This is a genomic window from Thiorhodovibrio frisius (genome assembly GCF_033954835.1).
GTDB classification, from domain to species: domain Bacteria; phylum Pseudomonadota; class Gammaproteobacteria; order Chromatiales; family Chromatiaceae; genus Thiorhodovibrio; species Thiorhodovibrio frisius.
The window spans coordinates 2,465,006-2,488,660 of record NZ_CP121471.1 but is presented as its reverse complement, the minus strand read 5'-3'; the positions used below and the strand labels follow the sequence as shown (position 1 = coordinate 2,488,660).

Here is a 23,655-nt window from a genome sequence, read left to right as displayed (position 1 = left end):
TCTGGAGACCGCTGATCGCGATGAAAAAGAAAGAACAGCCAATTGTAACACATTTCGTCGCCGTCATCCTTGGGTTGATGGTGGTGTTCTACCTGGCGCTGGTCTTTCTCGGCGGGGTCGACTACGCAGCCGGGCTTGAGCTTGTGCTTTATGTGCTGACCGGTCTGGCAGCAGTAATGATCTTCGGGTTGAGTCTGGCGACGCTGCGGAAAAACGACATCCGCAAGATTTTTATCCTCTATGACGTGCAAGACGCCCGTTTCGTCGCCAAGCTCTATGAAGCGTTGAAAATTGCGCCCTTCAGAGTCCTATGGGACAAGAAAGAGGTTCAGGTCGGCGACAATGTCGAGGACAAACTCAAGGAGTTATTCGACAGCAGCAGCGACATCATTTTTGTGATTTCTCATCAGAGCATCGCGGCAAACTGGGCAAATCCGGCCATCGCCAAGGCCGTCCAGAAAAACAAACGGATCTTTCCGGTATTGCTTGATGACGCCGAACCTCCGGAAGCACTTCAGGGGATCAAGGCTGCGGACTTCAGGTTGTCCTTCGACGACGGCTATTTTAGTCTCAGAGAAGCGCTACAGACGCGCAGAGAGGAAGCACCTCCGCCATCAGCATCGGCGAATGTAGCGCCAAATGCTCCGCCGAGCGCCGGGACTGACTAATCGGCAAGGCAGTTGGTAAGATGGTCGAGTCGAACAAGGTTTACAAAAAGGCGCAAAGAGAGACCCATGTCTAGCAAGGAACAACTGCGAAACGAACTCCAAAACGAGATTCAGACCTTACCCGAAACCCTTCTGGAGGACGTCAAGCTATTTATTGATTTCCTGCGCATGCACGAGCCGGCCGATGAAGAAGGTTATCCCATCAATATCGACCTCGCATTGCAACAGTTGGAAAGCGTGGACATTACGCATCTAGAAGAGGAAATCACCGACTCTCAACTGCTCTATCCGCACGAAGATTAAGGCTTGCGGTCCAGGCCAGTTCGAGAATCCATCCCTATGAGTCACGGCAAAGACATCAGTCGCAGTGTAGCGGCGGTCTTTCAGCGGCTCGACAATTCGGGCCCGATCATCACTTGGAGCTGAGCCGTTCAACCATGCGCGCAAATTCCTCGGGCGCGACGGCCGGCGAGCATAAATATCCCTGATACTCATCGCATCCGGCAGCGAGCAGGAACTGACGCTGAGACTCGTTCTCCACGCCTTCGGCGATGACACGCAGATTGAGCGAGTGGGCCAAATTGATGACCGCCTTAGAAATGGCGGCATCGCTTTCATCACCCGGAATGTCGCGCACAAAGGATTGATCGATCTTGAGTTTGTGGATAGGGAAGCGTTTAAGATAGCCGAGACTCGAATAGCCGGTTCCAAAGTCGTCAATGGCGAGTTTGACGCCAAGATCCGCCAATGCCTTGAGTCGCTCCAAGGTTTCATCGACATGCTGAATCAGGATCGACTCTGTCAGTTCCAGTTCGATCTGGCTCGGCGGCAGCGTGCTGGCCTTGAGTAGTTCCACCAGGGAGTCAACAAATCCGGCATGGTGGAATTGCACTGCGGAGACGTTGACCGACAGCGTCAGACGGATGCCGCGCGCGTTCCACTGCTCGCCCTGCCGCAGGACTTCTCGCAGCGCCCAGGCACCGAGCGGGATGATGAAACCTGACTCTTCGGCAATGGGGATGAACTCGGCGGGTGACACCACGCCCATCTCCGGATCGGTCCAGCGCAGCAGCGCCTCGGCTCCGATGACCCGGTCTCCGCGCAAATCGAGTTGTGGCTGATAGGCTAAATGGATCCGCTGTTGACCGAGCGCCTCGCGCAGCGCGTGCTCAACCTTCACCCGGGTTAAGAGGTCGAGGTTCATTTGTCGCTGGTAGAAGCCAAAGTCACCACGCCCGCGCTCTTTGACGTGATACATGGCGCTATCGGCGTTTTTGATTAAATCGTCCAGAGTCTCGCCGTCTTCTGGATAGATCGCCACCCCGATGCTGCACCCCAGGGAGAACTTCATCCCTTCGATCTCAAACGGCAGCGACATGACCTCAAGCAGGCGTCGCGCGGTCTTCTCGGCGCCCGCTGCATCGCTCTGGTGCAGCAGCAGGACAAATTCGTCTCCGCCGATGCGGGCAGTCGTATCAACCCGACGCAGACAGCCGGTGATGCGCCGCGCGACTTCGATCAGGACTTGGTCGCCGAAGAGATGCCCGAGCGAGTCGTTGATTTGCTTGAAGCGGTCGATGTCAATGAAAAGCACGGAAAAGCTGGAGTGCTCACGCCGTGCAAAACCAATGGCGAATTCAATGCGCTCGCTCAGTTGCACCCGGTTGGGCAGCCCGGTTAAAGCGTCGGTGTAGGCGAGTTGCTCAATGCGCTGCCGGGCGGCTACGGTTTCCGACAGGTCTTTGGCAAAACCGATGTAGTTCGCCGGCTTGCCGTCGCTGTCCGCGAGTCGCACCAGTGACATCAGGCAGGGAATTGCGCTGCCATCCTTTTTTTGCTGCTGAGTCTCGCCTTGCCAGAATCCATCCTGCTCAAGCGCGCGGGCAATGGTGTCGTTCGAGCCAAGCTCGCCGACCAACGGCAGGATGCGCTCCAGACTTTGGCCGATCAGTTCCGCCGTCGCAAAGCCCGTGAGACGCTCGCAGGCGGGATTGGCCGCTTCGATGAGAAAGTCAGGCCCGGTAATCATGATGGCATCAAGGCTGGCACCAAAAACGCCCGAGGCCAGCTTAAGCTGTTGTTCATCCGCGAGCCGTTGGGTAATATCCCGAAAAGAATAGACTCGGCCAATCGGATTGCCCCGCGCGAATTGCGGCAAGGTGACGCGTTCGAGCACCCTGCCCTTGGTCAGCCCGATAATGTCCGTCAGCTCCAGCAGGGGTTCGCGCAGGATATCGTCAATGCGTGCGATATATGCCCTGGCGTCTTGAGTCTGCCCCGCCATCCAGTCATGCACGCCAGCATCGTCGCGCTCGGTCAATAGCGTATCGGGTAGGCTCCACAACTCAGCAAATCGCTGATTGAATCCGCGAATGCCGCCGTCAAGGTCGGTCACCAGAATCCCGTCGCCAGTGGATTCGAGCGTGGCCCGCAGTTCCGCGACCAGCTTTTCAAGCTCAGTCTCAGCCGCTTGGCGGTCACTCTGGTCGCACAGGCCAACAAAATAGTGGCTCGGATGGTGATGGCAATGCACCCGACTGACCCGCCTCTGCACGTTCACCAGGGTGCCATCCGGCTGGCGCAGCATGGTCTCGGAGTGCAAGTCCTGGGCGCGACCGGCGGCAACTTCCTCCCAGAAGAAGAGATCCTCTGGGACGACCGCAAGGTCGACCACTGGGCAGCCGATCAGCTCCGGTGCTTCCCTGCCGAACAGCTCCGCCGCGACACGGTTTGCGGCGACAATCCGCAACTCGATCGGTTCAACAACCAGCACACCCTCTATCAGTCCCTCGATCACGTCCTGCCAGAACGCGATGCAATCAGCCAAATCAGAAGGTCTGGCAGAGCCGGGAGCAAGGCTCCCAGTAGCAGCCGGCGAGTGAGTCGGCGGTCCCATCAGCCGCGCGGCCCATGATCTGATTGACGCGCGCGCTCAAAGAAGTAGCACATGCGCTGGCGCGGCGAGAGATAGTCGAACACCGCTCGCGGTAGCTGCACGGGTTTGATACTGGCGCGAATGCCCAACTCGGCATACTGACCCAGATCAACCACAGGCGCATGCTGCGCCGGCACGCGCGGCTCGTGAATCAACACTCTTGGCTTTAGGGGACGAGCTGCGTTCACCGACACCACCAGGGCATGACGACCATCCGTGAGTAGCACCACGGAACCAGGCGGATAGACGCCCATCATGCGGATAAAGACGCCAAGAATGTGCGCATCGAACCTTTCCCTGGATTGGGCATACATCAAGGACAGCGCCCGATGCGGCGTGACTGCAGCGCCAGGATTAGCCGGATTGCACAGACTATCGTAATGGTTGACCAGCGCAACAATGCGAGCCGCGGCTGATTGCGCCTCACCCCGCAGACGCCGGGGATAACCGCTGCCATCGGCATATTCGTGATGCTGCGCGATGATGGTCCGAACCTCCTCATCCAATTGCATCTCGGCAGCCAACTCGGCCCCGAATTCCGCATGTTGGTGCAGCAGAGCCCGTTCGGAGGATGACAGGTCATGCTGACCCCAGCGGATCCGAGACGGCAATTCAATTTTGCCGATATCATGCAACAGTGCGCCCGTCCCGAGCCGTTTGAGGGCGTCGGCATCCAGGCCAAGGCACTGGCCGAGCAACAAGGAAATGACGGTCACATTGACCGCATGCAGGGACGATGCCTCCCCTGCGTTTTCAGACAGCAGGCGAATCATGGACTCGCCCTGATCGAGCAAACCGTCGACTAGGCCGCAAACCATGGTATCGATTCTTGCTCGTGCCGTCTCGGGGCTGGTCTTTACCTGCGCAAGAATCTCCCGATAAGCGCGCGAAGCAAAATTAAACTCCCTATCGCAGCGCGCCAGACTGGCATGTTCGGCAAGCAAGCCCTGCTCGGCCGCATCAGCTTTGCTCTCGGACTTTCTTGCCGGCGCCTCGGATTCGGCTGTTTCCGGCAGATCACTGAGCTCCGGCGACCAGCGCAGCCGTTTCAGCCCCAGACCGCGAATGGTCTCGATCTGGCTATCGGAGCTGATTTTGAAGTTGTTGACCGAAAAGGGATGCACCATCCAGCCAAGATCGAGATAGACATACATGCCGACACGGAGCTGATCAGCATCAATAAATTGTGTTTGGCTTTCACTCATCGCCTCACTCGATCTGGCTGATTCACTCTGGCGAGCCCCCTTGTGTTGCACGGCTCAGCACATAGCGATAAATCGCTTGACCGAGAGCCCGCATAAAGGGATAACCAAGGGTTTCATACTCATAGACCGCGTCATTCATAATCTGGTTTTGATTGGTATAGATGGTCGCAGATAAAAAGAAATCCACGTCTTTTGTCGTATCGCGAATGTATGCAACATCGGAAACAAATCCATAAGAGAGGCCGACCTTATTCATAATCTGGAGAGTATCCGGCATGCGCGCCTGTCCCCCGATCATCAAGTACTTGCGAAAACTATCGGGTTGATTGCCTCCAGCATCCCGCGGGCGCATCGCCATTGTCTGTTGCAAAAAGTCCTGATCAGACGCATTAAGCGCAAAGCGGCTCGCTTTAGGAACCGCCGAAGGGTCGATAAGAGTGATGAGCATCTGATGGAAATCCGCAAGGGGCAGGTAATTCTTGTCCGAGAAGTCCATTGGCTCGTCAATGAGGCCAATTGCGGTACGGGTCTTGCGACCAGCTCGCATGTCGGGTCTTGGCGGTGAATAAACGCGCCGACTCATCCGCGCAGGTTGTCGATGGCGGACATTGCCATTCTGGTCATAAAAGGTCACCGCGCCGGTGGTCAGACCCAAATCCCCACCACAGCCAGGTCTGAACCGACGTTGGATGACGCCTTGGTAGCCAAGATCGCGCAGGCGATCATTGATTTCATCGCGCCCCAGAAACTCAAATAGCCGGTTGTAGGCGGTGTTATTGCTGTAGACGAAGATCTGTTCGATACACTGCTCTACTGTGTCGCAGGCATCGGCCGAATAGCGACTGCAATCATTGGCCGGATGGATCTCGAACCGATCATTCTTATCTAGCCCCAACTCTTCAAGCCGCTCGAGTGCAAAAATCGCGACCGGCAACTTCACCAAACTTGCCGGATAGTAGAAGCTCTCATCCTGGCGAAATGTCCAGGTGATCAACTGCGGCTGATTAGACCGATTGTGCTCAATTTGGCTAAAGATGACCTGAATGCGATATTGATCGGCTTTGTCCAGGTAACCCGCGAGCATTGGGTCAGCTCGCAGAATTTGCTCAAGCTTGTTGGCGTCCTGTGACTGAAAGGACGCCTGTCTAAACCTGGGTGCCGAGTCGGTGCCGGTCAGCACACCGGAGTTAGGCATGGGGGTTGCAGAAGGCATTGAGCACCCCTGTACCAGCGTCAGAATGCAGCTGACCAGTGCAATCCGAATCAGTGGCTTCAGCGCACTTATATGGTTAAAGGCTCGCATCAAATAGCGTCTCTTATACCCGCCGCTTGCTAGTCAGCGGCAGCCACTGCCACAGTTTGCCCGGCGCGCGAACTGATGCGTTGGTTCCAAAGATAAAGTAAGAGTCCGCTTAACACAGTGGCCAGCCCGACGAGGGATTCGACCGGTTTTTCCCACAACAGGAACACCAACATCCATCCGGTGATAAGCAGAAAAATCAATGGCGTCCAGGGATAGCCCCAAGTCAGGTAATGCAACGGTCGTTGCTGATCGCGTGCGCGTACCACAAAGATGCCGGCAACGGTTAGAAACACTGATAGGGATAAGGTGAAGCCAATGTAGATCAGAATGGCCTCAAAGGAGGAGGACAGGATCAGATAACAAACAATCGCAAACTGAAAGAACAGGGCAAGATAAGGAACGCCATTCCCATTCGCACGCCGGAAAGCAGCGAAAATCATATAGTCTTCGCCCATCGTTTGCAGCACCCGGGGGCCAGCCCAAGTCATGGCGCTGATTGTGGAGATAAGTCCGAAGGCAATCAGCAAGCTCATGGCAACGCCAGCCGTCTCGCCAAATATATGGCGTGCGGCAATATAGCCGACCTCGGTCTGGCCGGCCATTTCGGATATCGGCGCACTGTAGAGAAAGACCGCGTTTAGCAGCGTATAGAGCAGCATAACAACACTGGTGCCGCTAATCAGGGCAACGGGCAAGTTGCGCTGCGGCTGGCGAATTTCAGACAGAATATAGACCGCTGCATTCCAACCCGAATAAGCGTACATAACATACACAAGAGAAACCGCAAAATCGCTGGAAAGCATCTCCTGAAGCACCTGCGGCGAATAGTCAAAGGAGATGGGTTGCGGCGCTGCCACGGCAAAGCCGAACAGAATGAACAGCAAGACCAAGATCACCTTCAAGCTGGTGACCAGCACTTGGAAAAGGCCAATGGTGCGCAGTGAAACAAGATGGATCAGAGTGACTGCCAGCACGGCGCCAACAGCAACGCCGGTCATCCATGGGCTATTGGCGCCGAGCCCGAACACCGATGTCAAATACGTTGACATCGCGATTGCAGCCGCAGCCACGGGTGCCGCAAAGCCAACCGCGACAGAGATAAAGCCTGCCAAAAAGCCAATCACAGGGTGATAAATCTGCGATAGCATGTGATATTCGCCGCCAGAGCGCGGCATCCGCGCGCCGAGTTCGGCGTAAACCAAGGCACCGCAAAGCGCAACGAGACCGCCAATCACCCAAAGCGCCAGGATGGCAAGGGGCGATTTGATTGCAATCACCTGGTAACCGAGGCTGGTAAAGACCCCGGTGCCGATCATATTGGCCACAACGATGGCGGCAGCCGCTGAAACTCCAATGGCGGGTTTTGATGTCATGGCAAGTGCGAAAATAGCGGCGGGGGAGCGAGCTGGACCTGGTGCGGATCGATGCGAATTCCGCGGCTAGCAAGCGTCATGGGGTGGCACGTCGCCGGGCAAGAAGATGGTTTTGCTCCGATGTCCACCAATGATACCCCATGCTGAACGGCAAGGTGTCGATAGGATGGGTCTTTGCCAGATAGGCCTGATTTAAGTCTGACTGGTACACACCACTAAAGTCTCGGATCGGATTGGTATAGCGGCCGAACAGAATAATATCCCAGTCTGCTTGATCCAGTTCGCGGTAAGGAATCCCGGTATCGTCCTGAAAGATCGAGTCGCTCACCGCAAGTGTCAGCGCCCGGATACCACTAAAGGTAGCGTAATGCATCAGATAGGAGGCAGACTTAACAAAGGTATTGGTCGGGCCGATGCCTTCGATATAATCCTCCAAGGCAGTGCAATTTCCCAGACCGTTATCCGAGACATCGAGCTGTAGATAGGTAACCTGCTTCTCGGGGGATCTATCAGACTTCTCGGACTCTCCATCAGGCTTCTCGGACTCTCCATCATAGGCATTGGCCCGAAAACGAACCCGCACCCCAGGGATATCCGGGCAGCCCGCCTGCGTTAAGCCATCCTCTTGGCCTGGGTCGCCAGTCTGATCGGTTTTTGGCGCGTTTTTGGTGGTCATTATCTCAATCCGCCCCTCGGGTACAAGCTCAACATCTTCAATCGCCAGCACCTCATAGCCACTGCGGGCAATAAAGACCAATAGCAGCGGCAGGACTCCATCAAGCTCGGTCCGAGTCAGGTCGCTCGACATCCGCCCGGTAATAAAATAACCGCGCTGATAAATATCGCGCAGCGCCCAGCGCACGGCGTTGAGGAGCTCATGGCGCTGCTGCGCCGGGGCATCGGGATCAAGCTCCAAAGAGCCAGGTGGCTCCAGGCCAAAAAGCAAGTACTCACGGCCGTGCGGATAAAGCATCAGCGCATGAACCATATCTGGACCACCAAAGGGATAAAAGAGCGGCAAGGATGGGTCAATCTTAGAAGCCAGAACCTCTTTCTGCCACTCACGCATCGGTTGGAACCGGTCGTGATCGAGCGCTTCCCAGGCGGTATTGAACGCCTGCTTGTACGCTTGCCAATATTCATCGGTGAGCGATTGATAAGCTGAATCCTCAGGTACCGGCAAGCCTGCAAGATAGTGTGCGGCGGCATCCGGCTCCGCAAGGGCGGGCGTGGACGTCAGGACGGCAACCAGGAGCAATACAAGACAGGCAATAAACACTCTTTGAAGGGAAAAGAAAACAGGAATCATCGCTATTGACCCAGGTACCATATTAGGGTTACATAAAATCTTTATCATTGCCTTCAGAACCCCAACAGAACACCAAACGAGCGGAACAGAACCGATGTCGAACAAAACCGGCCAAGGTCGGTCTGCTCGGCAGGTGATAGGCTATTCATTTACAGCAGTTTACTACGGTTTCGGCCCAAACGACACCCGAACCGGACCCACCGCCTGCTGCTCGGATTGGCAGACACAATCCCCCAACCGAGCGAAGAAGACGCCCCCGAGCATCTGCCGTTCTTCCGCCTGCTGCTCGCAGATACGCGCCAAATGGCGACTCAATGCGCGCGTCATCAGAACATTGCGGCGGACAGTGCCTTCTGTGTGGCGATGCTTGGCGACTTTGAGCAGGGACTGGCGGTAGGTTCCTGGGGCTGCCGCCAGCTGATGATGGAAGCCGGTCTCATCGGTCAAACGCTTTATCTCGGCGCCGAGGCACACAAGATGCAGGGAACGGGGATTGGACAGCATACAGATTTGGACGGCGTCTCTCTATCGGCTGCCTTATAACCGCAAATGATCCGAGTCGAGCATCTCTCCAAGCATTTCGGCAACCTCCAGGTCCTCAAGGACATCAATGTCGAGATCAAGCGGGGCGAGGTCATCTCCATCATTGGCCCCTCAGGTACCGGCAAGAGCACTTTTCTGCGCTGCCTGAACCTCCTCGACCACCCTTGCGGTGGCCGTATTGAGATCGACGGCGTCGATATCCTCGCATCCAAGGCCGAGGTTCCCGCGCTGCGCCGACGCATGGGCATGGTGTTCCAGTCCTTTAATCTGTTCGCCCATTTGACGGTGCTCGAGAACCTCTGCATCGGCCCGATCCGACTGCTGGGCCGGCCAGTTGCCGATGCGGCGGACAAGGGAATGGAATTGCTGCGCATGGTCGGGTTGGCGGAGAAGGGCCAACAATTTCCCGATCAGCTCTCCGGCGGTCAGAAGCAGCGTGTTGCCATCGCCCGTTGCCTGTCCATGGAGCCCAAGATCATCCTCTTCGACGAGCCGACTTCGGCTCTGGACCCCACCATGGTCAGCGAGGTTCTGGGGGTGATTCGACGCCTCGCGCGGCAGGGCATGACCATGGCCATTGTCACCCATGAGATGGAGTTCGCCCGCGACGTCTCGACGCGGGTGCTCTACATGGACGAAGGCCTGATCTACGAGGAGGGTCCACCCGAGCAGATCTTCGAGCACCCCATGCGCGAGCGAACCCGAGACTTCATCGGCAAGGTGCGCAGCCTGCATTGGCGGGTCGAGAGCCCGGATTACGACCTCTACGCCCTGGTCGGTCAGATCGAGGGTTTCTGCGAAAAGCACCTGATCCCCGCCAAGACTGCCTATGCGGCCCATCTGCTGGTAGAGGAGTTGCTGGGTGTCCTGCTTGCCTGTCCAGGCTCACCCTGCATCGACCTCACCCTGGCCTATTCCGAAAAGCAGCACCAGCTTGAGCTTCGCACCGACAGCTTCGGCCCGGCCGGGAACCCGCTGGAGAGCGCGCAGCTTGACGATGGCATTGCCCTGCAGCTCATCCGCGGCTATGCCGAGGAGATTCGCTACGAGCGTGCCGATGACTGCAACCGACTGCGGCTGCTGATCAAGCCGCCGGCAGCTCATGGTCCCGGCCACCCCGGAGAGTAAATCCATGACAATTACGGGAAGGCTCATGGCTCCGGCCATGCCGGAGGGTGAAATCGGCTGCTTCACAGTAAAGCCCTGGATGAAAGCCAATATGACCCTGTCCAGAGGTTGGCTACTGATCCTGACCCTGCTAAGCCTGCTAGGGTTGAACAGCTGCGATTCCGGCGCTCCCTCGGCTGACAGCGGGCCAGTTGCGGGGCGAAGTATCGCCCTGTCCGCAGAACCGGCCGGCACGGATGCAAGGGGCGAGCGTGCCGCTTCCGGGTGGCGCTCCATGGACGATCTGGAGCACGCCCGCATCGGGGTGATCATGGGCACCGTCATGAGCCTGCACATGGAAAAGACCCACCCCGAGGCAAAGCTAACCAGCTTCAACGCCAGCGCGGACCTGATCGTCGCGATTAAGTCTGGCAAGGTCGATGCGGGTCTGTTCGACGCCATCAGCGCCAAGGCCATCATCCAGGCGCATCCCCAACTCGCGGTGCTAGATGATGATCTCTTTCGTTACGACCTTGGCGTCGGCTTCAGCCGCAAGCAGCCCGAACTGCGCGAGCGGTTCAACGCTTTTCTCCAGCGCATCCGTGCCGATGGACGCTATGCGGAGATTAGTGGTCGCTGGTTTGACGGGGACCCTGAACAGGTCCAGATGCCCGATCTCCTCAGGGCGCAAGCCCCAAAGGGGCACTTCGTCCTCGGCCTGTCCATCTCCGACCTACCCTACGTCGCCTACAAGGATGGCCGCTATGTCGGCTTCGATGTGGAGATCCTGCAAGCATTCGCCGCCGAGGAAGGTATCGAGCTGGCAATGCGGTCGTTGGACTTTGGCGCGCTGATCCCGGCCCTTGCCGCCGGTAAGGTCGATATCATCACCGATGGCATCGCGATCACTCCGGAGCGGGCGAAGGCGGTGGACTTCTCAGCCCCCTACGTCGAGGGGCACGCCGTAGCTGTGGTGCTCCGATCCAGGCTGGCCCCGCAGGCTGAGTCCGGCGCTGGCGCGCCCAGCACCACCGGCTGGCAGAGCCTTGCCGACCTGTCCAAGGGCAGGCTCGCGGTCTTCAACGGCACGGCTCAGGACATCTTCGTGACCAAGGCATTTCCGCAGGCGCAAATTCTGCGCTTCAATAGTCAGGCGGATTTTGTTCTCGCGGTCAAGACGGGAAAGGTTGATGCCGCCATCACGGATGCCAATGCGATTCGAGAGATCGTGAAGGCCAATCCGGATCTGGCGGTCTTGGCGGATGATTTTTACAGCACCGCCATCGCTGCCGCCTTCGCCAAGGGGAACAACGAACTGCGTGAGCGGTTCGACCGCTTCCTGACTGCGGCCCGGGCCGACGGCACCCTGGCGTCGATTCAGCGCCGCTGGCTGATCGACCAGCCAGAGACGGTCGTCATGGCGGACATCCCCAAGGCGAGCAGCGGCGAGACCATCAGCGTCGGCACCTCTTATCTGATTGGCCTGCCCTTCGTCTCCCAGGCCGCCGGCGAGCCTATCGGCCACGACATCGAAATACTGCAACGGTTTGCCGCCCAGGAGGGGCTGGCCCTCAACATCATCCCGATGGAGTTTGACGCTATGATCGCCTCGCTCGCGGTAGGCAAGATCGACATGATCATGGCGCGTCTGTCCGTCACCGATGAGCGCAAGGCCAAGGTCGACTTCTCAATCCCGTACGATGAGGAGCGCTCGGCCGCGCTGGTATTAAAAGAAAGATTGGGCCCGCCGAGCGCACAACAGAGCGCGTCAACCCCTGGCGCCAGAAGTCCATCAAGCACTGCGACCAATCAGCCACCATCTGGTGTGGATGATCTGCTGGCCAGCATGCATGCCAACTTCGTCCTTGAGCAGCGCTGGAAGCTGATCCTGAGCGGCCTTTGGGTGACTGTGGTCATCTCAGTCGCTTCAACTCTCGTCGGCACGCTACTCGGCGCCTTCATCTGCTGGCTGCGGATGTCGCCGCAGACAGTGCTGCGCCTGCTCGGCTCCGGCTACATCTTCCTGATCCGCGGCCTGCCGGTGTTGCTGCTCTTGATGTTGATCTTTTACGTCGCATTTGCCTCAATCAACATCGACCCGATTCTGGTTGCCATCATCGCCTTTGGCATGAACTTCGCCGCCTATGTCTCGGAGATGTTCCGCACCGGTATCAAGGGTGTCGAACACGGCCAGACCGAGGCCGGCATCGCCATGGGCTTCACCCGCGTCCAGACCTTCCTGTACATCGTGATGCCGCAGGCGGTCCGGCGCATCTTGCCGGTCTATCGCGGAGAGTTCATTTCCATGGTCAAGATGACGTCCATTGTCGGTTACATCGGCGTCCAAGACCTCACCAAGGCCGGTGACATCATCCGCAGCCGCACCTTCGAGGCCTTTCTCCCTCTGATCATGGTGGCAGCCGTCTACTTCCTGATCATTTGGGTGCTTGGGCTGGTGCTCGACGATATCGATCGGCGAACAGATCCGAAACGGCGTGCCAAAGCGGGGAGCCACTCTGGTTTCATCTCGGCCAGGTCTGCGGACAGCCGCGCCGCGCTGTGCAAACGGTGATGGCCGGGGCCGATCTGCGCGAGGTGAGCGGCCTCGCGGACATCGCCCTGCTTCGATTGCACCGCCCTGCCCCTTCGGATGCGGCCTTCGCGAACAGACGGATTGATCTTCCGCCAGTTGGTTCTGAGGTCGCCGCTTTGCATTATCCCGGCGGAAAGCCGCAGGCATTTTGTGACGGCCGGATTGCAGAGCACATCCAATGCGACTGGCTGGGGATTTGTCCAGAGAACCAAGCGTTGGGGGAACTCCCACACTTCCTGACCGCTTTCTGGCGTCAGGGGTCTACTGAAGATGGGAGCAGCGGTTCAGGACTGTTTGATGCGAAGGGGCAGCTGATTGGGATTCTGCACGGCGGGGCCAGTCATGCGCCGGGGTGGTCGGGGCCGGATGATTATGGGTGGATTGGGTTGGCGTTTGGTTCAGCTCGGAGGTATCCAATGTCAACTATCTTGGCCGGTCAGCGTCAATTATCTTGGCCGGTTAATGTCGTTGTGCTTTAGATGCGGTATCTCCTAATTTACAGGGTGGTTGCGGGTGGAGCTGGCGGGGCCGAGTACGGGAAGGAGCCCGTAGGGCGACTGGAAGTGCTCGGCCCCGCCAGCGGCGCGGCGGCGCGTGCGCCAGAATAGTTGTCGCGGGCATTCGCGCCTGCAAGAGAGCGACAATTGCCCTGGCGGTTTGTCATCCCGAGGGCGCGGACTCAGAGTCATCATCGCGACAACCCACCGAGGTTATCGTCGATGGCGAGGGTAACGTGATCGTTGGCGCTGGCGTTGGTGTCAGGCTCCCGGGCTCAGCGGCGATCTGCCCCAGGGCCTGCTTGCGCCGGTAACTGTCGCTACTGAGTTCGATAATTGTCGCGTGATGCACCAAGCGATCGACGGCGGCGACGGTCATCATCTGATCCGGGAAGATGCGATCCCATTCGGCGAACGGTTGGTTGGAGGTGATGATCAGGCTGGCGGTCTCATAGCGATGGGCGATGAGTTCAAACAGCACCTGGGTTTCCGTCTCGGATTTTTTCACGTAGCCGAAATCATCCAGGATCAGTACGGCGTAGCGCTCGAGCTTGTGCAAGGCATCCTCCAGGTGCAGCTGCGTGCGGGCCAGCTGCAACTGCTGCACCAGGGCGGTGGTGGCGAGGTAGCGCACGCGCACCCCCTGCACGGTGAGTCCGTGACCGATGGCGGCGGCCAAATGGGTTTTGCCCACACCGCTGGGGCCAAACAGCAGCAGGTTGCGCGCCTGGCGCGTCCAATCCGCGCTGCCGGCCAGCGCCTCGATCTGTTCGCGGGCCAGGCCAGGGACTTGGGCGAAGTCGAAGCTGGCCAGGCTCTTGCCGACCGGCAGGCGGGCGTCTTTGCTGTAGCGGGCGATGCGCCGGCTGTCGCGATCAGCCAGTTCCTGCTCGCATAAGGCGCTCAGGTATTGGGCGCTGTCCCAGCCGTGGCGCTGGGCGTGGTCGAGGAAACCCTGCCAATGCTGCGCGATGCTCGAGAGGCGCAGTTGCTTGAGCATCAGGGGTAAGGTGGCGGTTTGAACCATCTCAGCACACCTCCATCGCTGGGCGCTGGGAGGGCAGAAGTGCGTCATAGGCCGAGAGCGGGTGTTGAACCCCGCTTGGGAGAAAGGCCTCGGCCTCGCCGCGCTGGGCAGGATCAAAGCGCTGCTCCAGTTCGTGCAGGCTAGGGAGGCGCTCGGCCTCAATGCACCCGCGCAGATACTCGCCGAGGGCCTGCTCGCACTCGGCGCGAGCGGCCAAGGCGAGGATGCCGACGATGGCTTTGCACGCCGCGCGCGCCTCCAGGTGGGCGTCGAGATGCTGCCAGATCGCGCGGTAGGTGGCGTTCGGCAGCAAGTCATCGCGCAGTTGCAAGTAGCGGAAGGCCTGGGGTTTGCGCACCAGGGTGGCGATGAGGTGGCGGTAGTCGATACAACGCGCCCGCTCGTGCTTGACGCTGTAGACGCGCGTGAGGCTCACCGCTGGGGTGGCACCGAGATAGCCCTCAATGCGATCATCAAAAATGTGCAGACGCAATCGCTCGCCGATCAGGCGCGCCGGGACGCTGTAGAGCACCCGCTTGACCTCAATGGTGCTGGAGGTCGTCACCGACACCACCTGCTCGCTGTAGTCGGTGGTGCGCCGCGCCGGTAAGGCCTGAAGCTGCGCACGCTCGATGGCCAGGGCGTCGGCGCACCGCCGGTTGAAACGACCCACCAGCGCGTCGAGCCACTGGCGATAGTCCTCCAGGGTGGGGAAGTCGGTCGATGCGCGCAGCAACAAGGCTTGGGCCATGCGCCGCTTGAGGTGCCCGTGGGGCGATTCCACAGCGCCGTTCTCGTGACTGACACCGCGGTTGTTGCGCGTGGCCGTCATGCCGTAGTGCCGGCACAAGGCGTCGTAGCGCTCAGTGAGGTCGGCGCGTGCGTCCTGCGAGAGGTTCTTGAACGCGGCCGATAAGCTGTCGGTGCGGTGCTCCAAGGGCGCTCCGCCCAGACGCCAGAGGGCCGCTTGTAATCCTTCGGCCAGGGCGCTGAACGATTCCCCGCCCAATACGACGCTGACGTGGCTCCAACCACTGAAAGGCAGGCGGAAGTGGTAGAGACGGTGCGCGAGCACCTCCCCGGCAATGGTGACGGTGATGTCCTTGAGTTCGGTGAAGTCAGAGAAGCCCTGCCGACCCGGTTCCTGCACTTGGCGGAACATGACTTCCTTGTCCGGGCCGTGCAGCGCTTTCCAAGCTTTGACTCGGCGCTGAAAGGTGCGCTTTTTGCCATTGCCAAACCGCTGTGGATACCGCTCCTGGAGATCCTCAAACAGGGTGGTGGCGTCCAGACGCGGCTGCTGCTCCAGCAGCGGCACAATGTCGCTGTCCCATACCTCGGCAAATGGGTCCTTGCGGGTTCGCCAGTGCCGCTCCTTGGGCTCTGTGACGCGCGTCCCGGCGCCATCAATGCGACGTCCGCTGCGCTCGGAAATGCCAACTTTGGCACTCGCCTGAACCTGTGTGCGACCTTGCGTTCTGCTGCTCATGTATAACCTGACCTGCTCTGCTGTGAGTCGTTTGCCCGACATTCGCCCGCCTTTGGGTTGCGAAAATGTCGGCTACCTTAGCTTTGGGAAGCGGCCAAGATAGTTGTCATCGACCGGCCAAGTTAATTGTCACTGAACACGGAGGCTTCGGTCCCGGCGTTGGCCGGGAGATGAGCCATAAATACATCGGGCATGGACCCTTACCTGCGAAGAAGAATCCGACCACGGCCCCTTAAATTTTTATTACTCTAACCACCCATGACAATAGCGTGTTTTTCAATCACCGCACGCATGTTCATGTACTGCCAAGAATTGTCGAAAGGCACCGTCGACAAAACCAAGGACTTCTCACCCCCTACGATCAAATTGCCTAAATGAGCGGCGCTGTGACCCTTCGGCAGGCAAACGAGAATGTGCGCAATAAGACCGTCAAAATAGAAGCGATATGTTGGCAGCGCAAGCGATTGGGTGCCGACCGCCCAGAGATTGGGCAGCCGCTTTATGTCAGCAATTGGTGTCTGGTTATGCATGACACCCTTTGTCGATAGCTGTGTCAGTTGACACGGGTAAAACGAAAGTGGAGCAATATCGCCTGAAACGATCATCTTTCTAAGTCTTTCAAGCGCATTAGCACTGAGGCAGATTTCTGAGAATTCCTCTAATGACGTCGCGGCAGCCCGCCACAATAGGCTTAAGAAAAATAGTCGTAGCTTGATTGTGTCAAGTTGATCGATACGCCGAATCCCGATTGAACCCGGTCCCGTTACCGTGTGCTGCGCTGGTAAACGTGTTTCTGCACCCCATCCACTCCAAACTAGGCGATGCTTCCGAAGTTCACGGACTGCCCAATCGTCTATCTCTGACAAACGCTGTTCCCCGGCATCTGTTACAAGCTGGGCGTCATACCAGCTAGTCCATCGTCTGATAGGACGTTCACCAGTCGAGCCGGCAGGATATTGATACAGTGCGTTTCCTTTGATCGACGGTCGAGTTAGCGATTCCGGAATGATGTGCGACTTAACGAACTTGCCAGGGCGATGAGTGAGTTTGCAGATGTTCCCTGTCGTGGATGGTGTCTGGGTTGCCATTGGTATTTAGCGTTGATGTTACTGGCTACATGAAAAAACACGTTCCGCCCCAATTCCGAATTAGAAGGGACTGGATCGGTTTGTATTTTTTGCTGTGGGGGAACAATTCGATCCAGGCCCTTTTCTCTCACGTTTATCCGGCTAGATTAGCCATAGACGAAGCCTTCCGATTGTCATACTGCCAGCACCTACCCCGACTCTAATTCCTGTTCCATCCAAAATTATTCCCTGACCGCCAATCATTTGAAGCCCAGTTAGAACTGGCTTTCCTATGGTGCGTGAGTCGACGGCGATTGCGGTGCGGGAGCCCATGCATTGAAAACTACTAAGACCAATATAAGTTTGAGTCTCTTTATGAATTTGACCAATACATAGCTCGCTATCGTCGGCAAGAAGATGGCAGCTATCTTTATACATATCCAGTTTGCGTATATGAATCTTGTCTGGAGGAGCAATGTCAATTTGAAGAGCAATTTGACCTCCATCAGTCTTGATGGTAACGCGAGTACCGACAATTTCGATATCCCAGGCCTCCGACTGACCTTCCCATATGTTATCTGTTATTCGGAGGGATTCTTTGCCAAATCTGTCGTAGAAGATTCCGTTCAATGTTGGGAATTTAGCCTCATTCTGAGGCGGCGTTATGGCCAAAATGTCTTCGCCATTTATACAAAATAGCGTGTTAGTGTGAATAAACGTTGATGCACCAATCGAAACTGACAAGGATTGAGTCGATAAGTCAAATTCTTCAAATGGCCTCTTTACGGAGGTTGAATTTTGAATATTTAGATATGCCTCCCGGACAGTTTGCTTAGAAAGCCGACCTCTGGTAACTCGATCATGGCACCCGCCGCATAGGAGGCAGATATGATCCGGATTGTGTTCTCTTGCTTCAGTAAATTCTGGATCAATGTGCTCGTACTGATAAATAGCGCAACGGCAAATGACGCAACCGAGTTTGGACCGACGCCTTACTTCTAGCGCGATGTCGGAGGGAATGTGGCGGGAAAGGCCAAAGCGATTTGTGGTCATGACACAGAACTATTAATGGATGAAGCCAGGATCGGTTTATTCTCCCTGCATTGGCAAAACAATTCGATCCGGCCTCCTCAATTCTTTCTAACCAGCCAGAACACGCGGTCTTGCAAGACCGCAAAGACAACTTAATTAGTTATAAGCGACCTTCATTAAAGCTAAGCCTTGACCCATTGGAATCAAAGTCTTTTGCCTTATGCTTTACTCTTAGCACATCCGTCCGAATCGGCGCGAAAAAAAACTTTTTACCCATAAGAACAAGACATTCCTCGTTTATATCCAGGAGCTTGAATACATGCCCAGTAGGATCATCAGCCAAAGCATGTGTGTTTAGCAAACAAGATGGAAAGAAGTATCCCGCGTCATTTTCTAAGAAGTATTCATCTAATCGCTCATCAAAGTGTTCCCAGGCATTTCTCAGGGCTCGGTTAAACAAAGGGGAATCTTTATCTATTTGAAATGCCTTTCTGAGCTTTTCACCCCTTTTATTTGTAAGGTGTTTGAGTGTGGGCTGATTTTTCTTATCTTTAGGGCTAGGCCAAAAATACCTGGATAGTGCAGCAGCATGACCGACGGCCTCTTGGACGATGCATACGAGCTCTTCAGCGTTTTCTTCTTTTTTATCCAATGCATCATAGCGATCAAATGCATCTAAACACCTTTTAGCTGAATAGAGTATCGATAAGATATAAAAAGCCTCGATAGTCGGAACGATCCCGTCATAATCAAACGCGACAATCGCAGCTCTTCGTTCTTTTTCGGATATATCCATATTGGAAGAAATGGGGACAGGATCGGTTTGTTCTCAAACCCCCGCCAACCCCAACTCCTTCAAATACCCGTTATGCTCCGCCGCCGCCTCGGTCACGCGCTGGTCGATCTCGCGGAGTCGGGCATGGACATCGGCCAGATCGATCTCCTCCTCGGGCTGGGCGGTGCTGACGTAGCGGGAGATGTTCAGGTTGTAGTCGTTCTTCTCGATCTCCTCCATGCTCACCCGGCGGGAATAGCGGTCTTCGTCTTTGCGGTGCTGGTAGGTGTCGACGATCTTGTCGATGTGCTCGGGGCGGAGGAAGTTCTGGCGTTTGCCTTTCTCGAAGTGCTCGGCGGCGTTGATGAACAGGACGTCGTCGGGCTTCTTGCACTTCTTCAGCACCAGGATGCAGACGGGGATGCCGGTGGAGAAGAACAGGTGGGCAGGCAGGCCGATGACGGTGTCGATGTGGCCGTCTTTGAGGAGTTTGGTGCGGATGCGGGACTCGACGCCGCCGCGGAACAGGACGCCGTGGGGCAGGATGATGGCCATGGTCCCCTCGTCGCCGAGGTAGTGGAAGCCGTGCAGCAGGAAGGCGAAGTCGGCGGCGGATTTGGGCGCGAGGCCGTGGCTTTTGTAGCGGAAGTCTTCGCCCAGGGCGTCGTTGGGTTCCCAGCGGTAGCTGAAGGGGGGATTGGCGACGACGGCATCGCACTTGAGCTTTTTAGCCGGGTTGCGGTCGTTGAGCAGCGGCCAGTCGTTGGTGAGGGTGTCGCCGTGGTAGATATCGAACTCGGTGTCCTTTAACCCGTGCAGCAGCATGTTCATGCGCGCGAGATTGTAGGTGGTGATGTTCTTCTCCTGGCCGTAGATCATGCCGATGCCGTTGGCGCCCATCTGGTGGCGGACGTTGAGCAGCAGGGAGCCGGAGCCGCAGGCGAAGTCGAGCACGCAGCTTAGGCGCTGCTTTTTGCCGGTAGCGGGTTCCTGGCTGTCGAGGGTGACGATGCGCGAGAGAATGGTGGAGACGGCTTGCGGGGTGTAGAACTCGCCGGCTTTCTTGCCGGAGCCGGAGGCGAATTGGCCGATGAGGTATTCGTAGGCGTCGCCGAGGATGTCGCTGGTGGTGGAGAACTGGGCGATGCCTTCGGCGATGCGCCCGAGGATGGTGCAGAGCTTGTTGTTGCGATCCGCCGGGGTGCGGCCGAGCTTCTCGGAGTTGAGGTTGATCTCGGAGAACAGGCCCTGGAAGGTGCTGGAGAAGGATTCGTTTTCGATGTACTGGAATCCGCGCTCGAGGGTTTGCAGCAGTTCGGCGTTTTGGGTGCGGGCGCGATCAAAGATGCTGGTCCAGAGGTAATCGGGGTGGATGACGTAGTGGACTTTGCGGCGCATCTGTTTCTCGAACGCGGGCACGTCGGCGGCGTTGGCCTGGTACCAGAGCGCGAGCGGGGCGCGGCGGTCGTCGGTGGCCAGTGCCGGGTAGTCGGGGCCGAGTTCCTTCTGGGCGGCGGCCTCGTAGTTGTCGGAGAGGTAGCGCAGGAACAGGAAGGAGAGCATGTAGTCGCGGAAGTCGTCGGCGTTCATCGCGCCGCGCAGGTCGTCGGCGATGGCCCACAGGGTTTTGCCGAGTTGGCTGAGTTGGTCTTGGGTCATGATGGCTTTCTTGTCCGATGCTTAATTTTGTCTTCCAGCGCCTTGAGTTCGGCCTCGTCTTCCCGGTTGGCGGCGTCGGCTTCCAGCACTTTGCGTTGTTGGTCGTAATCCTGGAACAGGGCGCCGACTTGCTGCTCCATACGCGCCTGGCTGATGGAACCGGCGTTCGTCAACAGTGGAAAACCGTTCGCGGTGATGATCTGACCAACGTTTTCCTTCCAGAAGGCCATGGGCGTGCGGGTCTGGCGTTTGGCGCGCAGCTCGGCGGTCTCCAGGAAGATCACCACCAAGCGATTGAGGGTGTCGACCTCGTCCTCGGTCAGATAATTTTTGGCGATGAGAATGTCCTGCTTGCGCACCTTCCCGCCCTTCCAGCTCAGTAGGCCGAAATGGGGATCGGCGGGATCGGCCCGTCTGCTGACCAGCTCGGCAGCGGTCATTTGGGTGACGGCGTAAAGCAACAGATTCTGCACGGTGGCGAAGAACTGCTGGGTGGCGCGGTCGCTCTTGTCGTAGTCGTCGCTCAGCGCGAAGAGGTCGCGCACCTTCTGGTAAAAGCGCTTCTCCGAGGCGCGGATGTCGCGGATGCGCGCGAGCATCTCGTCGAAATAATCCGGGCGGCCATCGGGGTTCTTCAGCCGCTCGTCGTCCATGACGAAGCCCTTGCGCAGGTACTCGCTGAGCACGGTGGTGGCCCAGCGGCGGAACTGCGCCCCCCGCTTCGAGCGCACCCGGTAGCCCACGGCCAGGATGGCATCGAGGTTGTAGCGCGTCAGCGTGCGGTGTACTTCTCGCTGCCCCTCGGTTTGAACTGTCAAGGATTCCTTGACAGTTGCCTGAGGGTCCAGCTCCCCCTCCTCGAAGAGGTTCTTCAGGTGCAGCGAGATGTTCTGCTTGGTGGCACTGAACAGTTCGGCCATCTCCAACTGGGTGAGCCACACGGTTTGGCCATCGGCGCTTAACTGAACCCGGCTCTGGCCGTCTTCTGTGGTGTAGAGGATCAGATCGCTCATGCGCCCTCAGTCTCCCAGATCGATTCCGGAAACAGCTCCGGATTTAAGCGATAGTTGCTCATGAAGTCGCGCAGGATCTTGCGGAAGTAGTTCTTGTTCTCCGGGAGCATCTCTAGCGGGTCGTACAGGGAATAGTTGCCGTGGCTAAGCAGGTCGATTAAGCGTTTGTAAAGCATGCTGTCTGGATCGTTGCTGAATTGCTTGATGCAGTCGGAAAAGTGCTGGAAGCCGTGGAAAGTGGCCGTCTTCTCCAGGATTCCGCGCAGGATATTGAAGTGATAGGTGTAGATCTCGCCCGACTCCGCCACCTCGTGCAGACGCTTGAGCAGCGCGATGTGGTGAAAGCGCGGGGTGTGGCCGGTGGCCGGTGGAGCGCAGCCAAAATTGGTCCGGCTCCATGTTCAAGAAGAAATGAGCGGCATTTTTCAGCTCGTGGCAGAGCACATTGAAGAACAGGTGATGGTGGGTCGAGATCACGGTCACGGACGAAGTTCACCGTGCCTTGTTCGTAGTCGATCCGGAAGTCGAAATCGGCGTAGCGCCACAGCAGCGGGCGAATGCGGCTCTCCATCTCCAGGGCGTGCAGTCCATCGAAGAAGCGCGAGGCGGTATTGAGGCGCAGCACGCGCTCGGTGTCGCCCTCAAGGTCGTTGTTCCAGGTGAACAGGTCTTCAGTGAAGGCGCTGTAGTAAAGGGTGTCGCGCGTCGTCTCCTTCTTACCGAGGTCTTTGAATGCCATCGACAGGCGCGTCTTGCCCGCACCGTTGAAGGCGAACAGCAGGATATATTTGTTGGACAGCCCCTCGCGCAGGTGCTGGGCGAGAGCGTCCAGGCTGGCGAAAGTCTGCGGGGGCTTGGTCATGCCGCCACCGCCTCGGGGCTGGGGAAGAGTTGCTGCATCAGCCCTTTCTTGTGGGTCTTGAGGGCGTCGAGTTTGTCCGCCTGGGCGGCGATCAGGGCGTCGAGGGAGGAGAGGCAGGCGGCGATTTTTTGTTGTTCGCCTGTGTTTATGTCAGGGTAAACAACAATTTTCTCCTTGAGTGTCGAGAAATGCCGTTTGTAGCTTTCCATACCAACAGGATTGTGCAGCAGATACTGATATAGGAAAGCAGGTTCGACTTCTCTATTCGCTTTTATTATCTTGATACCATCAGCGCCTTGAGCGAATGGCTGGTCAACAATTTTTAAGACGCAAGTGTGGTCACCAAAAACTAATAGCGGCACGTCACATGAAACGAGGGCTTCCTCATCATCCGTCCAACCGCAAATATACGACTGAGACTGGTCGATTACAGGGAAACGTCCTTCATCTTCGTACAGATTAGATGTCAGCTTCTTCGGTGGCGTAACCGTCGAAATAAGCCCTTTGACGAGTTTCGTGTTCCACTCCCCCGCTTCCCGAAACTCGGGGAAGCGCAGGCGGGGGACGGTTTCGCCCTCGCGGGGGAAGAGTTGCTGCATCAGCCCTTTCTTGTGGGTCTTGAGGGCGTCGAGTTTGTCCGCTTGGGCGGCGATCAGGGCGTCGAGGGAGGAGAGGCAGGCGGCGATTTTTTGTTTTTCCAAGACCGACGCCGGCACGGTAATCGGTATTTTCTTTAATTTCCCTAATGTCAATTTGGGCGGCGCTGCGCCGGTGATGTAAGGCGATACATCAATCATTGTAAGAATTGCCTCAAGCAGAACATCGCTTAATCCGCGTGGCTTGAGAACATGAGCGTGGTTATTAACCCAATATTTGCCTTCTGCGATAAAAGCTGTTTTTTCAAATGCTCCCCATTTGGCGCCGTCCTCCCCCATCAAAACTAATCGTTCATCAAAAATAAAATCAGCGACATAATCGACAATTCCGCTCGCTCCATAATAAGGGTAAGGACCGCTGACACGATTATTGCTGGTAATTGGCTGTCGTCGGTTATTCAAGATTTCGCAAAGTTTTCCCAGCGGTTTCTCCTCCCACTCCCCCGCCTCCCGAAACTCAGGAAACCGCAACCTCGGCACCAGTCCACTCGTCGGCTCGTTCATGCTGCTGTCACTCATACGCGGCCAGTCCTGAAATCTCC

Annotated in this window: 21 protein-coding genes; 6 read left to right on the top strand and 15 right to left on the bottom strand. The window is 57.2% G+C overall.

The features are described 5' to 3' along the window. The first annotated feature begins 20 nt into the window (after window positions 1-20). On the top strand, window positions 21-668 hold the full coding sequence (locus Thiofri_RS11610) for a toll/interleukin-1 receptor domain-containing protein (protein ID WP_040858630.1): 648 nt from the start codon (window positions 21-23) through the stop codon (window positions 666-668). Between the two features lie 66 nt (window positions 669-734). After that, window positions 735-971 (top strand): DUF2281 domain-containing protein, encoded by a 237-nt coding sequence (locus Thiofri_RS11605; RefSeq protein WP_009151700.1) that lies wholly within the window; start codon window positions 735-737, stop codon window positions 969-971. Between the two features lie 109 nt (window positions 972-1,080). On the opposite strand, the gene Thiofri_RS11600 is transcribed toward Thiofri_RS11605, so the two are convergent. The 5 genes from Thiofri_RS11600 to Thiofri_RS11580 form a co-directional block, all read right to left on the bottom strand. Then, entirely contained in the window at window positions 1,081-3,495 is a 2,415-nt protein-coding gene (locus Thiofri_RS11600) for a sensor domain-containing protein (RefSeq protein WP_051024048.1), read from the bottom strand. 68 nt (window positions 3,496-3,563) lie between these two features. Next, on the bottom strand, window positions 3,564-4,808 hold the full coding sequence (locus tag Thiofri_RS11595; RefSeq protein WP_009151702.1) for an HD-GYP domain-containing protein: 1,245 nt from the start codon (window positions 4,806-4,808) through the stop codon (window positions 3,564-3,566). Window positions 4,809-4,830: 22 nt separating this feature from the next. Continuing rightward, window positions 4,831-6,021 (bottom strand): serine hydrolase, encoded by a 1,191-nt coding sequence (locus tag Thiofri_RS11590; RefSeq protein WP_190275889.1) that lies wholly within the window; start codon window positions 6,019-6,021, stop codon window positions 4,831-4,833. A 119-nt stretch (window positions 6,022-6,140) separates the two neighbouring features. Further along, a complete protein-coding gene (locus Thiofri_RS11585) occupies window positions 6,141-7,484 on the bottom strand; it encodes an APC family permease (protein ID WP_009151704.1) in 1,344 nt (447 codons plus the stop codon). 76 nt (window positions 7,485-7,560) lie between these two features. Continuing rightward, on the bottom strand, window positions 7,561-8,793 hold the full coding sequence (locus Thiofri_RS11580) for a hypothetical protein (protein WP_009151705.1): 1,233 nt from the start codon (window positions 8,791-8,793) through the stop codon (window positions 7,561-7,563). Between the two features lie 216 nt (window positions 8,794-9,009). Between Thiofri_RS11580 and Thiofri_RS11575 the strand changes: the two genes are divergently transcribed. The 4 genes from Thiofri_RS11575 to Thiofri_RS24765 are packed head-to-tail and all read left to right on the top strand — an operon-like array spanning window position 9,010 to window position 13,515. Further along, window positions 9,010-9,336 (top strand): nitroreductase family protein, encoded by a 327-nt coding sequence (locus tag Thiofri_RS11575; RefSeq protein ID WP_143742118.1) that lies wholly within the window; start codon window positions 9,010-9,012, stop codon window positions 9,334-9,336. Between the two features lie 6 nt (window positions 9,337-9,342). After that, entirely contained in the window at window positions 9,343-10,464 is a 1,122-nt protein-coding gene (locus Thiofri_RS24955; protein WP_009151707.1) for an amino acid ABC transporter ATP-binding protein, read from the top strand. Window positions 10,465-10,468: 4 nt separating this feature from the next. Continuing rightward, window positions 10,469-13,015 carry an ABC transporter permease subunit gene (locus Thiofri_RS11565; RefSeq protein WP_009151708.1) on the top strand — a complete coding sequence of 849 codons (2,547 nt, stop codon included), beginning with the start codon at window positions 10,469-10,471 and terminating at the stop codon, window positions 13,013-13,015. Next, window positions 13,015-13,515 (top strand): S1 family peptidase, encoded by a 501-nt coding sequence (locus Thiofri_RS24765; RefSeq protein WP_143742119.1) that lies wholly within the window; start codon window positions 13,015-13,017, stop codon window positions 13,513-13,515. The genes Thiofri_RS11565 and Thiofri_RS24765 overlap by 1 nt, the downstream gene beginning before the upstream one ends. Before the next feature lie 181 nt (window positions 13,516-13,696). Here Thiofri_RS24765 and istB read toward each other — a convergent pair whose 3' ends face one another. The 10 genes from istB to Thiofri_RS11515 form a co-directional block, all read right to left on the bottom strand. Further along, window positions 13,697-14,560, bottom strand: coding sequence for an IS21-like element helper ATPase IstB (gene istB / locus Thiofri_RS11560; RefSeq protein ID WP_323705473.1), 864 nt, complete (start codon window positions 14,558-14,560; stop codon window positions 13,697-13,699). A gap of 1 nt (window position 14,561) precedes the next feature. Next, window positions 14,562-16,091 carry an IS21 family transposase gene (istA, locus tag Thiofri_RS11555; protein ID WP_407702932.1) on the bottom strand — a complete coding sequence of 510 codons (1,530 nt, stop codon included), beginning with the start codon at window positions 16,089-16,091 and terminating at the stop codon, window positions 14,562-14,564. 206 nt (window positions 16,092-16,297) lie between these two features. Continuing rightward, window positions 16,298-17,137: a hypothetical protein gene (locus tag Thiofri_RS11550; protein ID WP_040857710.1), complete on the bottom strand. Its 840-nt coding sequence runs from the start codon at window positions 17,135-17,137 to the stop codon at window positions 16,298-16,300. Window positions 17,138-17,278: 141 nt separating this feature from the next. Then, window positions 17,279-18,169 carry a hypothetical protein gene (locus tag Thiofri_RS11545; RefSeq protein ID WP_009151551.1) on the bottom strand — a complete coding sequence of 297 codons (891 nt, stop codon included), beginning with the start codon at window positions 18,167-18,169 and terminating at the stop codon, window positions 17,279-17,281. Between the two features lie 139 nt (window positions 18,170-18,308). After that, on the bottom strand, window positions 18,309-18,944 hold the full coding sequence (locus tag Thiofri_RS11540) for a hypothetical protein (RefSeq protein ID WP_009151550.1): 636 nt from the start codon (window positions 18,942-18,944) through the stop codon (window positions 18,309-18,311). Between the two features lie 33 nt (window positions 18,945-18,977). Beyond that, entirely contained in the window at window positions 18,978-20,582 is a 1,605-nt protein-coding gene (locus Thiofri_RS11535) for a type I restriction-modification system subunit M (RefSeq protein ID WP_009151549.1), read from the bottom strand. Beyond that, window positions 20,579-21,502, bottom strand: coding sequence for a virulence RhuM family protein (locus Thiofri_RS11530; protein ID WP_223296850.1), 924 nt, complete (start codon window positions 21,500-21,502; stop codon window positions 20,579-20,581). The genes Thiofri_RS11535 and Thiofri_RS11530 overlap by 4 nt, the downstream gene beginning before the upstream one ends. 89 nt (window positions 21,503-21,591) lie before the next feature. Beyond that, window positions 21,592-21,771 (bottom strand): hypothetical protein, encoded by a 180-nt coding sequence (locus Thiofri_RS11525; RefSeq protein WP_223296849.1) that lies wholly within the window; start codon window positions 21,769-21,771, stop codon window positions 21,592-21,594. After that, on the bottom strand, window positions 21,753-22,457 hold the full coding sequence (locus Thiofri_RS11520) for a myosin/kinesin family protein (RefSeq protein ID WP_223296848.1): 705 nt from the start codon (window positions 22,455-22,457) through the stop codon (window positions 21,753-21,755). Before Thiofri_RS11520 ends, Thiofri_RS11525 begins: the two co-directional genes overlap by 19 nt. Further along, window positions 22,454-23,632 (bottom strand): restriction endonuclease subunit S, encoded by a 1,179-nt coding sequence (locus Thiofri_RS11515; RefSeq protein WP_009151547.1) that lies wholly within the window; start codon window positions 23,630-23,632, stop codon window positions 22,454-22,456. The genes Thiofri_RS11520 and Thiofri_RS11515 overlap by 4 nt, the downstream gene beginning before the upstream one ends. Window positions 23,633-23,655 lie beyond the last annotated feature (23 nt).